Source organism: Stenotrophomonas sp. Y6, assembly GCF_022436665.1.
GTDB lineage: Bacteria > Pseudomonadota > Gammaproteobacteria > Xanthomonadales > Xanthomonadaceae > Stenotrophomonas > Stenotrophomonas acidaminiphila_A.
On record NZ_JAKUKB010000003.1, the window covers coordinates 227,560 to 240,758 of the forward strand.

8 protein-coding genes are annotated in these 13,199 nt (G+C 69.9%); all 8 read right to left on the reverse strand.

Annotated elements, in window-relative coordinates; all coding sequences use genetic code 11:
- Positions 1-100: 100 nt before the first annotated feature.
- Positions 101-1,537, reverse strand: a complete 1,437-nt coding sequence (gene lpdA / locus MKP15_RS04515; protein ID WP_240211931.1) for a dihydrolipoyl dehydrogenase — start codon at positions 1,535-1,537, stop codon at positions 101-103.
- A gap of 129 nt (positions 1,538-1,666) precedes the next feature.
- Entirely contained in the window at positions 1,667-2,866 is a 1,200-nt protein-coding gene (gene sucB / locus MKP15_RS04520) for a dihydrolipoyllysine-residue succinyltransferase (protein ID WP_240211932.1), read from the reverse strand.
- A gap of 42 nt (positions 2,867-2,908) precedes the next feature.
- A complete protein-coding gene (locus tag MKP15_RS04525) occupies positions 2,909-5,740 on the reverse strand; it encodes a 2-oxoglutarate dehydrogenase E1 component (protein WP_161615484.1) in 2,832 nt (943 codons plus the stop codon).
- A gap of 178 nt (positions 5,741-5,918) precedes the next feature.
- Complete coding sequence (locus tag MKP15_RS04530) at positions 5,919-6,824, reverse strand: GNAT family N-acetyltransferase (protein ID WP_240211933.1); 906 nt, start codon at positions 6,822-6,824, stop codon at positions 5,919-5,921.
- Positions 6,821-8,251 (reverse strand): cupin domain-containing protein, encoded by a 1,431-nt coding sequence (locus MKP15_RS04535; RefSeq protein ID WP_240211934.1) that lies wholly within the window; start codon positions 8,249-8,251, stop codon positions 6,821-6,823. The genes MKP15_RS04530 and MKP15_RS04535 overlap by 4 nt, the downstream gene beginning before the upstream one ends.
- Positions 8,252-8,309: 58 nt before the next feature.
- Positions 8,310-10,565 carry an EAL domain-containing protein gene (locus MKP15_RS04540; protein ID WP_240211935.1) on the reverse strand — a complete coding sequence of 752 codons (2,256 nt, stop codon included), beginning with the start codon at positions 10,563-10,565 and terminating at the stop codon, positions 8,310-8,312.
- A gap of 141 nt (positions 10,566-10,706) precedes the next feature.
- Positions 10,707-10,994 carry a hypothetical protein gene (locus MKP15_RS04545; RefSeq protein ID WP_161615480.1) on the reverse strand — a complete coding sequence of 96 codons (288 nt, stop codon included), beginning with the start codon at positions 10,992-10,994 and terminating at the stop codon, positions 10,707-10,709.
- 160 nt (positions 10,995-11,154) lie between these two features.
- Entirely contained in the window at positions 11,155-13,143 is a 1,989-nt protein-coding gene (locus MKP15_RS04550; protein WP_240211936.1) for a methyl-accepting chemotaxis protein, read from the reverse strand.
- Positions 13,144-13,199: the final 56 nt, after the last annotated feature.

Consider the following 13,199-nt stretch of genomic DNA (forward strand, 5'->3'; position numbering starts at 1 on the left):
GAGGTGTGCGGATCGCGTCGATGAACAGGGCGCGATCGGGGGAATGCAAAAGCAAGAAGGCTCCGCCGGGGCGGAGCCTTCTGGGTCAGGCCGGTGGCGCTCAGTTGGCCTTGTGGATGGCGCGCTTGCCGACCGCCATGGCCGCGTCGTGGATCACTTCCGACAGCGACGGGTGGGCGTGGCAGATGCGGGCCAGGTCGTCGGCCGAGCCGCTGAACTCCATGGTCAGCACGCCTTCGTGCACCAGTTCGGAGACATTGGCGCCGACCAGGTGCATGCCCAGCACGCGGTCGGTTTCGGCGTGCGCCAGCACCTTGACGAAGCCGGCCGGCTCGACCATCGCCACGGCACGGCCGTTGGCGGCGAACGGGAAGCTGCCGGCCTTGTACGGGATGCCCTCGGCCTTGAGCTGGGCTTCGGTCTTGCCGACCCAGGCCAGTTCCGGCTCGGTGTAGATCACCCACGGGATGGTGTCGAAGTTGACGTGGCCCGGCAGGCCGGCGATCAGTTCGGCCACCGCGATGCCTTCCTCGAAGCCCTTGTGCGCCAGCATCGGCCCGCGCACGCAGTCGCCCACCGCCCAGACGCCGTCGACGCCGGTGTGGCAATGGTCGTCGACCACGATCTGGCCGCGCTCGTTGACCTGCACGCCGGTGCCCTCGGCCAGCAGGCCCTGGGTGGCGGCGCGGCGGCCGACGGCCACCAACAGCTTGTCGACGGTCAGGGTCTTCTCGCCTTCACCATCGGTGTAGGTGACCACCACTTCCTTCTTCTTGCCCTTGCCGGTCACTTCGGTCTTGCTGACCTTGGCGCCGAGCTTGATGTCCAGGCCCTGCTTCTTGAATTCGCGGGCGGCGACCTTGGCCACTTCGGCGTCGGCGGCGGCCAGGAACTCCGGCATCGCCTCGAGAATGGTCACTTCGGCGCCCAGGCGCTTCCACACGCTGCCCAGTTCCAGGCCGATCACGCCGGCGCCGATCACCGCCAGACGGCCCGGTACTTCGGTGAAGTCCAGCGCGCCGACGTTGTCGACGATGGTCTCGCCGTCGAACTTGGCGAACGGCAGTTCGATCGAATCCGAGCCGGCCGCGATGATGACGTTGGTGCCCTTCAGCTCGACCTCGCTGCCGTCATGCTGCTTGACCTTGACGACGTTGCCGGCCTGCAGCTGGCCGAAGCCGTAGTAGGCGGCGACCTTGTTGGCCTTGAACAGCTGGGCGATGCCACCGGTGAACTGCTTCACGATGGCGTCCTTGCGGCCGACCATCTTCTCGACGTCCATCTTGGCGTCCTTGAAGCTGATGCCGTGGTCGCCAAAGATGTGGCCCATGTTCCAGTACTGGCGCGAGGAGTCCAGCAGTGCCTTGGACGGGATGCAGCCCACGCGCAGGCAGGTACCGCCCAGTGCCGGCTTGCCGTCCTTGCCCAGCGCCGCGTCGATGCAGGCGGTCTTCAGGCCCAGCTGGGCGGCGCGGATGGCGGCGTGGTAGCCGGCCGGGCCGGCACCGATGACGACGACGTCGAATTGTTCAGCCATTTGAGGTTCCTTGGTGCTTTCCTTCGGCTTCGGGGACGAAGCCGGTGGCGCGGGGCGCCGGGGAAGGGGCGGGCGCTGGGCCGGCCCCGGAGCGACCGACCCCTCCGCGGGGGGAGGGGTCGGCGGGTGTTACAGACCGAACAGCATGCGGCCCGGGTTTTCCAGCTGGTTCTTGATGTCCACCAGGAACTGCACCGCGTCCTTGCCGTCGATGATGCGGTGGTCGTAGGACAGCGCGATGTACATCATCGGCGCGATCACGACCTGGCCGTTCTCGGCGATCGGGCGCTCCTTGATCGTGTGCATGCCGAGGATGGCGCTCTGCGGCGGGTTGACGATCGGGGTCGACATCAGCGAGCCGAAGGTGCCGCCGTTGGTGACGGTGAAGGTGCCGCCCTGCAGGTCGTCCAGCGCCAGCTTGCCGTCGCGCGCCTTCTTGGCGTAATCGGCGATGCCCTGCTCGATGTCGGCGAAGGACATGCGCTCGACGTTGCGCAGCACCGGCGTCACCAGGCCCTTGTCGGTGGACACGGCGATGGAGATGTCCGAGTAGCCGTGGTAGATGATGTCGTCGCCGTCGACCGAGGCGTTGACCAGCGGGAAGCGCTGCAGCGCGTTGGCCGCGGCCTTCACGAAGAAGCTCATGAAGCCCAGCTTGATGCCGTGGGCCTTCTGGAACTCGTCCTGCAGTTCCTTGCGCGCGGCCGAAACCTTGGCCAGGTTGACTTCGTTGAACGAAGTCAGCATGGCGATGGATTCCTTGGACTGCATCAGCCGCTCGGCGATGCGCTTGCGCATGCGGGTCATCGGCACGCGTTCTTCCGGACGCGCGCCGCCGGCCTTGCCGACGCCGCCGTTGCGGGCGAAGTTGACGATGTCTTCCTTGGTCACCGCGCCATGGCGGCCGGTGCCGGCCACGTCGGCCGGGTTCACGCCTTCGGTGATGGCCGAGAAGCGGGCGCCCGGGGGCAGGTTGTCGGCGGCGGACTTGGCGGCCGGGGCCGGGGCCGGCGCGGCGGCCGCAGCGGCCGGTGCCGGGGCTGCGGCCTTCGGTGCCTCGGCGGCAGCCGGGGCCGGCGCGGCGGCGACGGCGCCTTCCTCGATGATCGCCACGACCTGGCTGCTGGTCACGGTGGCGCCTTCGGGGAACTTGATCTCCTTGATCACGCCATCGACCGGCGACGGGACCTCGAGCACGACCTTGTCGGTTTCCAGGTCAAGCAGGTTTTCGTCACGCTTGACCGCGTCGCCGACCTTCTTGTGCCAGGTGGCAATGGTGCCGTCAGCGACGGATTCGGGCAGTACCGGGGCTTTGACTTCGGTGGCCATGCAGGGGCTTCCTGGTTCGTATTCTTGGTGAAAGGGGGAGAGTTATTCAGCGAACTGGTCGTTGAAGGGGTTGACCAGCGCATCGGCGAGCAGCTGTTGCAGTTCGCGCAGGTGGTCGGCCATGTGGCCGACGGCCGGCGACGGCGAACGCGGGCGGCCAGCGTAGTGCAGGTTCTGGCCATCGGCCAGGCAGGCCTGCAGGTGGTGGCGGATCTGGTACCACGCGCCCTGGTTCATCGGCTCTTCCTGGCACCACACCACGTCGGCGGCCTTGCCGTACTTCTTCAGTTCGGCGGCCAGCTGCGGGCGCGGGAACGGGTACAGCTGCTCCACGCGGATGATCGCCACGTCGTCCTGGCCACGCTTGGTCTGGTCTTCCAGCAGGTCGTAGTAGACCTTGCCCGAGCACAGCACCACGCGCTGGACCTTCTTGGCGTCGGCGCTGGCGTCGCCGATCAGGTGCTGGAACTCGCCGTTGGCCAGTTCGTCCAGGGTCGAAACGGCCAGCTTGTGGCGCAGCAGCGACTTGGGCGACATCACCACCAGCGGCTTGCGGGTGGTCATGCACAGCTGGCGGCGCAGCATGTGGAACGCCTGGGCCGGGGTCGACGGCACGCAGACCAGCATGTTCTCCAGCGCGCACAGCTGCAGGAAGCGCTCCAGGCGCGCCGAGCTGTGTTCCGGGCCCTGGCCTTCGTAGCCGTGCGGCAGCAGCAGGGTCAGGCCGGAAATGCGGCCCCACTTGGCCTCGCCGGAGGCGATGAACTGGTCGATCACCACCTGGGCGCCGTTGGCGAAGTCGCCGAACTGGCCTTCCCAGATGCACAGGGTGTTGGGATCGGTGGTGGAGAAGCCGTACTCGTAGGCCATCACCGCCTCCTCGCTGAGCAGCGAGTCGATGACGGTGGCCTGCTCCGGCGACTGCACCAGCTGGCGCAGCGGCAGGTAATAGGCGTCGGTCTTCTGGTCGTGCAGGATCGCGTGGCGGTGGGTGAAGGTGCCGCGGCCGACGTCCTGGCCGACCAGGCGCAGGCCATGGCCCTGGTCGAGCAGGGTGGCGTAGGCCAGGTTCTCGGCGAAGCCCCAGTCGCCCGGGATCTCGCCGGCCGCCATCTTGCGGCGGTCGTCATAGACCTTGGCCACGCGCGAGTGCAGTTCCACGCCCTCGGGGATGGTGTTGATCAGCTTGGCCAGGCGGGTCAGTTCGGCCATCGGCACCCGGGTGCTGACCGGGTCGGACAGCTTGCCGGCCAGCAGCTTCGGCCAGTCCACGTACAGCTTGCTGGTCGGCGGAGTCTTCTCGACCTGTGCCAGCTCGGTGGTGACTTCGCCCGAATCGAGCTTCTCGCGGTAGGCATCGACCAGCGCCTTGCCGCCATTGGCCGGGATCACGCCCGCGGCCTCGAGCTTCTCCGCGTACAGTTCGCGGGTGGTCTTGTGCTTGCGGATCACCTGGTACATCAGCGGCTGGGTGATCGCCGGCTCGTCGGCCTCGTTGTGGCCCCAGCGGCGGTAGCAGACCAGGTCGATCACCACGTCCTTGTGGAACTGCTGGCGGAAGTCGTAGGCCAGCTTCGCGGCGAACACCACCGCCTCCGGATCGTCGCCGTTCACGTGCAGGACCGGCGCGCCGACCATCTTGGCGATGTCGGTGCAGTACAGGGTCGAGCGCGAGTCGTCGCGGTTGGAGGTGGTGAAGCCGACCTGGTTGTTGATGACGATGTGTACGGTGCCGCCGACCGCGAAGCCGCGCGCCTGCGACATCTGGAACAGCTCCATCACCACGCCCTGGCCGGCGAACGCGGCGTCGCCGTGGATCAGGATCGGCATGACCTGCTTGCGCGCGGTGTCGCCACGGCGTTCCTGGCGCGAACGCACCGAACCGGCGACCACCGGGTCGACGATCTCCAGGTGCGACGGGTTGAACGCCAGCGCCAGGTGCACCGGGCCGCCGGCGGTGGCGACGTCGGCCGAGAAGCCCATGTGGTACTTCACGTCGCCGGCCACGGCACGGTCGTCGTGCTCGAAGCGGCCTTCGAACTCGTCGAACAGCTTGCGCGGGTTCTTGCCCAGGGTGTTGACCAGCACGTTCAGGCGGCCGCGGTGGGCCATGCCGATCACCACGTCCTTGACCCCGTCCTTGCCGGCGCTGCGGATCACCGTGTCCATCATCGGGATCAGCGAATCGCCGCCTTCCAGCGAGAAGCGCTTCTGGCCGACGTACTTGGTGTGCAGGTAGCGCTCGAGGCCCTCGGCCGCGGTCAGCCGCTCCAGGGTGCGGCGCTGGGTGTCCGCGTCGAGGTTGTAGTTGCCGCCGGCGCTTTCCAGGCGCTGGTACAGCCACTGGCGCTGGTCGACTTCGGCGATGTACATGAACTCGGCGCCGATGGAGCCGGTGTAGGTCGCCTTCAGACGCGCCAGCAGGTCGCGCAGCTTCATGCGCGGCTGGCCGCCGACGCCGCCGGTGCTGAACTCGTCGTTGAGGTCGGCATCGGACAGGTGGTGGAAAGCCAGGCCCAGGTCGGGCGGGTTGACCGGCGGGGTCAGGCCCAGCGGGTCGAGCTGCGCGCCGAGGTGGCCGCGCGAGCGGTAGGCGGTGATCAGGCGTCCGACGTTGCGCTCGCGCTCGTCGCCGCCGCCGGCACTGGCCACGGCGCTGGACGCGTTGCGGCCGGCCTCGGCGATGTGGGCGATGACGGCCGAATGCGGGACATCACCTGCCTCGCGGCCCTTGAAACCGTCGAAGTAGGACTTCCATTTGGGGTCCACACTGTCCGGGGAGACGAGGTACTGCTCGTACAGGTCCTCGATATAGGAGGCGTTGCCGCCGGCGAGTTGCGATGACTGCGCAAACTGCTTCAGGAGATTGTCCACGATGGAGGGTCGGATTCGCTTGTGGGGTATGGCTTCTGGAACCGGCGGGGACCTTGCAGCAGGGCGCCGCGCGGGCGTGATGAAACCGCTGAATTATACCCTCGCGGGGACAGGAAGGGGCACACACGCTGTCCCCCGGGTTAATGCCGGGCCATGCCTTGTCCGCACCCGACAGCGCTCACATGCCGAGTGTCCGCAGCCCTTCGCAGAGCGCTGCGGCGTCCCATGCGCGCTGGAACAGCGCGTCCTGCTGGCGGGCCGTCGCGGGCATGTCCAGGCACAGCTCGCCTTCGAAGCGGTCGCCCATTGGACGAAAGTAGCAGTCGCCGTTGTCGTTGCTGGCGCTGGCCGGCGCCAGCGCCGGGTCGCCCGGGTCCACCGGCTGGCGTAGCGCGAACACGCTGGGCAGGCGCTGCAGCAGTGCCTGCAGCGCGGCCGGCATGGCCGCGGGTTCGGCATCGTGCAGCAGCACCAGCGCCTGCTTGTCGTGGCGGCGGGTGGCGAAGCGGCGCAGGGCCTGCAGCACCGCCGGCTGCGCGAGCAGCGCGGTGTCGCCGCCGCGGCAGCCGAGCAGGAGCCTGCGGCGGGCGCGGTGGATCACCGCCGCCAGGGCCGCCTCGGCCTGGGCGGCATCCTGCACGCGCATGGCGCCGCCCATGCGGCGGCGCATGGTCTGGTGGACGATGCCGGCCTCGGTGAACGCCGCGCCTTCGGGCAGGAAGCCGTTGCGGGCATAGAAATCGCGGGCGTGGAGCTGGGCATGCAGGGTCACCTCGTCCCAGCCGCGGTGCGCCGCTTCGGCCACCAGCGCCTGCAGCAGCGCCTCGCCGACACCGTGGCCGCGCCAGCCGGGCAGCACCGCCATGCGGCCGATGCGGCGCTGCGGCGTCAGCCGGCCGGTGCCGATGGCGTGGCCATCGGCATCCAGCGCGAGGACGTGGTGGCTGAGCGGGTCCAGGTCATCGCTTTCCAGCGCCGCCGGGACCTGCTGCTCGCCGACGAACACGGCCTGGCGCACGCCGTGCAGCAGCGCCTGCCGGGCGGCGTAGTCGGCTGCCTCGACGTGGAACGCCGCCGGGGTCATGCCGCCGGGCCGTCCTCGTCGCCGTCGTCGCAGATCACCACCACCTCGACCCCTTCCTCGTTCACCTGCACGGTGTCGATGGCGCCACTGGCCGGCTCGCCTTCGCCGGCCTGGGCGTACTCGAACACCTCGATTTCCAGCTCCGGTGCGTCGGCTTCGTCGTCGAACGCGTCTTCCATGACATCGAGCGCATCCTGCTCGGCCTGCATCGCCGCCAGGGTCTCGGCGTCCAGCAACTGGTAGTGGCCGCCGGCCAGCAGTTCCATCACCGCGCTGCGGCCCTTGGCCGACAGCTTGCGGAACAGCGCTGCGTCGATCCGTTCGGCCGCGGCCAGGCCCTGCGCGTCCTTGACCGGCAACGGGAAGGCATGGCCGCTGCTGTACAGCACCGCGCCGCGGGTGGCGCGACGCCAGGCCAGCCGCGCCCACGGGTGGCGCTCGAGCAGGCCGCCCTCGTCCAGCACCGCGTCCACGTCGGCGGGGGCGGGCGGGGCCTGCGAGGGCAGGATGTCGCCGGCGGCGCGGTAGGTGGTGATGAAGCGGCCGAACCAGTCGCCCAGGCGGTCGGGGTCGTTCATGCGCAGCGCATTGAGCGCGGTGACCACGCGCTTCATCGCCGCCGCGTCGATCTCGTTGGGGTCCTCCGGCAGCTTCAGGTCCGGGTCCTGGTAGCGGATGGCCTCGTCGGCGTCGGCCACCAGGTCATCCAGCCAGTCGCTGATCAGCTCGGCCGAGGACGGCGCGCGCATGCCGAAGGAGAACGTCAGGCACGGGTCCTCGGCCACGCCGTGGTGCGGCACGTTCGGCGGCAGGTACAGCATGTCGCCCGGTTCCAGCACCCAGTCGTGGGTCGGCTTGAACCTGCGCAGCAGCTTCAGTTCGACGTCGGGGCGGAAATCCAGCGGCGGGCGCTTGCCCCGGGTCGATTCGCTGGCGTCGATCTGCCAGCGGCGGTGGCCGTGGGCCTGCAGCAGGAACACGTCGTACTGGTCGACATGGGCGCCGACCGAGCCGCCGGTGGCGGCGAAGCTGATCATCACGTCATCCATGCGCCAGCGCGGCAGGAAGTTGAAGTGCTCGATCAGCGCGCGCACGTCCGGGTCCCACTTGTCCACGTCCTGTACCAGCAGGGTCCAGTCGTGGTCGGGCATGCCCGGGAAATCCTCCTCGCGGAACGGGCCGTTGCGCAGGGTCCAGCCATCGGTGGCGCGGTCATGGGTGACCAGGCGCGCCAATGCGCCTTCCTCGCAGGCCAGCCCGGCCAGGTCTTCGGGCATCACCGGGGTCTGGAAATCCGGGAACGCGCCACGGATCAGCAACGGGCGCTTCTGCCAGTAGTCGCGCAGGAAGCGCTCGGCGGGCATGCCGAGCGGATGGCGGGCGCTGGCCCTGATCTCGAGGGGCAGGGAGGAGGAAGTCTTTTTCATCGCGCGCAATACCATTGGAAAACGGGGGCGGCGGAGTCCGCCGACGGAAATCGCATTGTCACCCAGCCGCCGCCGACGCGCCTAGCACCGCCGCGGGCGGGGCCAGCGGCGGGAGCGGCGCGGCGCCGCCTTCGAGCAGGCGCTCCAGCACCGCGGCCGGGCAGGGCGGGCTGAAGCCGTAGCCCTGGGCCAGCGGGCAGCCTTCGGCGCGCAGGAACTCCAGGTGGCGGGCGTGCTCGACGCCCTCGGCCACGACCTCCAGGCCCAGGCTGTGGCCGAGGCCGATGATGGCGCGGCTGATTACCCCCAGCTCGGCGTCGCCGGGCAGGCCGGCGATGAAGCTCTTGTCGATCTTCAGCATGTGCAGCGGGAACCGCTTGAGGTAACCCAGCGACGAGTAGCCGGTGCCGAAGTCGTCCAGCGCCAGCCGCACGCCGAGCGCGGCCAGGCGCCGCAGTGCTGCGCCCAGGGTGGCGTTGCTGTCCTGCATCAGGTGGGTTTCGGTGATTTCCAGCACCAGGCTGGCCGCGGGCAGGCCGGTGTCGTCGAGGATGGCCACCACGCGTGCCACGAAATCGTCCTGCTGCAGCTGGCGCCGCGAGAGGTTGACCGAGCAGTACAGGTGCCGGTGCCCGGCCAGCTGCCAGGCCCGGGTCTGCCGGCAGGCCTCGCGCAGCACCCAGTCCCCCACCTGGACGATTTCCCCGGATTCCTCCAGCGAGGGGATGAACTCCAGCGGCGGCACCAGGCGGCCATCGTGGCGCCAGCGCAGCAGCGCCTCGACCCCGGCCATCGGCGGGTCGTGCGCGTCCAGGCGGTGGATCGGCTGGTAGTGCAGCACGAACTCGCCACGCGCCAGCGCCTGGCCCAATGCGCTCTCCAGTTCCAGCTGGCGCTGCGCGCTGGCCTGAAGCCCGACGCTGTAGTGGGCGAACTGGGCCTTGCCGGCCTGCTTCGCCTGGTGCAGGGCAAGGTCGGCGGCCTGCAGCGCATCGTTGAGGTCGGCGCTGGCATGCAGGGTGGCGATGCCGATGCTGGCGTTGACCACCAGGGTGCGGTCGTCCACGCGCATCGGCTGGTGCAGGTGGCCGAGGATGCGCTGGGCGACCTGTTCGGCGCACCCGGCGCTGCCGGGGTCGACCAGCAGCACCACGAATTCGTCGCCGCCGAAGCGGAACAGGTGGTCAGCGGCGCGCAGGCACTGCGCGAGCCGGCGGCCGACCTCGACCAGCACGCCGTCGCCGAACAGGTGGCCGAAGCTGTCGTTGATGAGCTTGAAGCGGTCCAGGTCGATGAACAGCACCGCTGCCTGGCCGCTGCCGGTGTCGTGCAGCTGGCGCTGGGTATGCAGGAGCAGCTCGTCCAGCCGCAGGCGGTTGGCCAGCCCGGTCAGCGGGTCGTGGCGGGCGGCGTGGTGCAGCTGGTGTTCGACGGCCTTGCGCCGGCTGATGTCGCTCTGCGAGCCGGTGATGCGCAGCTGTCCGTCGCGGTCGGCCTCGGCCACGCCGCGGCTAAGCACCCACAGCCAGTCGCCATTGCGGCAGCGGATGCGGTACTCGTGGTGGATCCAGTCCGATTCCCCGTGCAGGTGCGCGTTGATGGCCTGGTGCAGGCCGGGCAGGTCGTCGGGATGGACCCGGGAAAACCAGGCGTCGCTGGTCTGGCCCAGGGCCTGCCGCTCCAGCCCGATCATGTCTGCCCAGCGCTCGGACACGTACAGGGTGTCCGCCCCGGGATGCCAGTCCCAGATCCCGTCATGGGCGCCACGCAGGGCCCGCGCGAAGCGCGCCTCGCTGTCCTCCAGCGCCTTGCGCTGGGCGGCGCTGTAGGTGTCGATGGCCAGGGTCATGTCGAAGAACACGGCCTTGAGCAGGCTGGAGAAAAGCTGCACGTCGGCGCCCTGGCCGCACAGCGGCGCCAGCATCTGCTCCAGGTACAGCCGGTAGGCGGCCAGGTACCACTTCAGCTCGACGCCGTTGATGTGGTGGATCAGGCCGATGCGCAGGCGGTTGTCGATGTAGTCGCGGTCGTAGGGCCCCTGCCACAGCCGCTGGTAGTACTCCAGTTGCCGTTGCTTCAACCGGTGCACGGTGCCCGCGTCGCCGAGCAGCGCGGCCGGGGCGGGGAAGTCATCGAGGTGGCGGTACAGCCGCTCGATGAACGCGGCCTGCGCGGCGGCCATGCGCGCGGCGTTTTCGTTCAGGCGCCGCGCGTCGTCCTGCCCCCATTCCAGCAGGCGGCCGCGTTCGCTGATTTCCGCCTGCTCCAGCCCGATTCGCCGCATCAGCTCCTGCAGTGTGTCGACGGCACCCATGGTTCCCTCTTGCGTTGAAGACCAGCATGGAAAAAGCGCCACGGCGGCGGTTCCGTCCGGAACGGCCCCCGCAGCGCCTCGTCTTGCAGGCCCGTGCGTCCTGCCCGGCAAAGCGGGTCCGCGCGTGGCGCGGCACCCGGGTCAAGCGGCGCCTGCCAGATCCTCCAGCAGGCGGGTAAGGCGTTGCCGCAGTTGCCCCATCTCGCGCGAGCGGAAGGCATGCCGGCTGCGCTCCAGGGTTTCGATGGCCTCGTACAGGGTGGCCTGGACCTGCCCGGTGGGACCCAGCGGGTCCGGATCGAGCCACCGGCACAGTGGCGCGCGGTCGCAATCGCAGCTCTGCTGGATGACCTCGGCGTCACCGGTCGCGGCCATGAGCGCGCGCAGCCGCGCGGCCAGGGCCGGGTCGGTGCAGATGATCCGGGCCACGCCGCTGTCCTGTGCGGGGCGCGGGGGCGGCGCGGTGGGCGCGGCGTCCGGTTCCGGACCGCCTGCGGCACCGGCGGAGGTGGGGGGCATGCTCGACATCTGTTCCTGTTCCATGTTTGCGTGAAAAGCGTCCATCGTTTCCCGCCACGCGGGCCTTTCGTCACCATGCCACCGTCGACACCGCACGCGGTAGCGCGGTGGCCGTGCCCGCTGCTGGCGCCAGCCGGAACCGGGCGGCGGCCTGCGCCAGCCGGGCGGCCTCATGCTCCATGTCGTGGGTGGCGCGCCCGGTTTCCTGCACCAGCAGCGCGTTCTGCTGCGTGCTCCTGTCCATCTGCGCGATGGTCTGGTTGAGTTGTGCGATGCCCGCGCTCTGCTCGCGCGAGGCGCTCGCTATCTCCGCGGTCAGGGCGGTGACGTGCTGCACCGAGGCCACGATGTCGACCATGGTGCGGCGCGCCTTTTCCACCTGCGCCGAGCCGTCGGCGACCTTCTCCACCGAGTTGCCGATCAGGTCCTTGATCTCGTGCGCGGCGACGGCCGAGCGCTGCGCCAGCGTGCGCACCTCGGCGGCGACCACGGCGAAGCCGCGCCCGCTGTCGCCGGCGCGGGCGGCCTCGACCGCCGCGTTCAGGGCCAGGATGTTGGTCTGGAAGGCGATGCCGTCGATCACCCCGATGATCTCGCCGATCCTGCGCGACGCGGTTTCGATGGCGCGCATGGTCAGCACCACCTCGTCGACCACCTGGCCGCCCTGGCGGGCGACCGCCGCGGCGCCCTCGGCCAGCTGGCTGGCGTGGTGCGCGGCCCCGGCATTGTCGCCGATGGTGGCGGTGAGCCGGTCCATCGAGGCGGCCGCCTCGCGCAGCGTGGCCGCCTGCCGCCCGGTGCGCGCGGACAGCTCGTCGTTGCCGCCGGTGATGCTGCCGGCCGCCGCCGCGATGCGGTCGGCGGACTGCTGGATGCCGGCGACGATGCCGGCCAGTTGTTCGGCGGTGGCGTTGGCGTCGGTCTTCATCTGCCCGAACACCCCGTCGAAGTCGCGGGTGATGCGTCGCCCGAGGTCGCCGCGCGACAGTGCCGACAGCAACTGGCGCATTTCGTCGGCGCTTTCGGCGGTGGCGTCGAGCAGCCGGTTCACGCCCCGGGACAGCCGCCCCATCAGGCCGGCCTCGCCGGATGCCTGCAGGCGCTGGTCCAGCCGGCCCTGCGCGGCGCCGTCGATGATCGTGGCGATGTCGTGCTCCATGCGCGCTTCGGCGGTGCGGTCGTGCCATTCGACGACGAAGCCGTGGCGCTGGCCGTCGGCGTCGACCATCGGGGTGACGTTCAGGCTGAAATGCGCCTCGCCGATCTGGATGCGGCCGGAGTGAGCGCCGTCGAGGGTGTCGAGCAGGGCGCGGATGCGCGCCGGGTCGCGGTGGAAACAATGGATGCTGGCGCCGATCAGGCGCTCGGGGTCGAAGTCCGGGAACGCCTTGAGCAGTTCCGCGCGCTGGTTGCGCAGGATCGCGATGACCGCCTGGTTGGCATAGACGATGTGGTGTTCGCGGTCGGCGATCATCATGCCGGTGCGCAGCGCGCACAGCGCGGCTTCGACATGGAAGCCGGGCGCGGCGCTGGTGGCGGCGGGCAGCGGTGCAGCCGCGGCGGCTTCCTGGTCCGCGTGCGGTCGTGGTTCCGTACCGGAACCGCGCAGCCGCACCGCGAATACGCAGGCAATCCCGGTTACCACCGAGACCGCGGCCATCCGTGGCAGTGCCGCGGCCAGCATCGGCTGCAGCGCCGTCAACCACAGCAGCAGGCCGGTCGCCGCCAGCGCCAGCGGTACCCAGTCGCGATAGCACAACAGCAGGGCGACCACGGCCACGCTGCCGGCGGGGCCGAGCGCGGGCGGGGCGGCAGCCAGCGCCGCGACCAGCGCCGCGGAGATCGCCAGGCGGCTGCGGCGGGTGCCCGGCGCACGCCGCGCCTGCAGCACCGCGAACGCGGTGGTGGGCAGGTACACGGCCACGAACAGGATCCAGCCACCCGAATCCAGTGCATGCGCCAGCGCCGCCACCCCCAGCAGCGCCAGCATCGGCAGGAACAACCGGTCGGCCTCGATGGCCTCCGCATCCCGCGTCAGCGATGTCTCGACAGCACCCATGAATCCCCCTGTTGAAAACCTGGGCATGAAAAAAGCGCCATGACAGCCACCCCGAG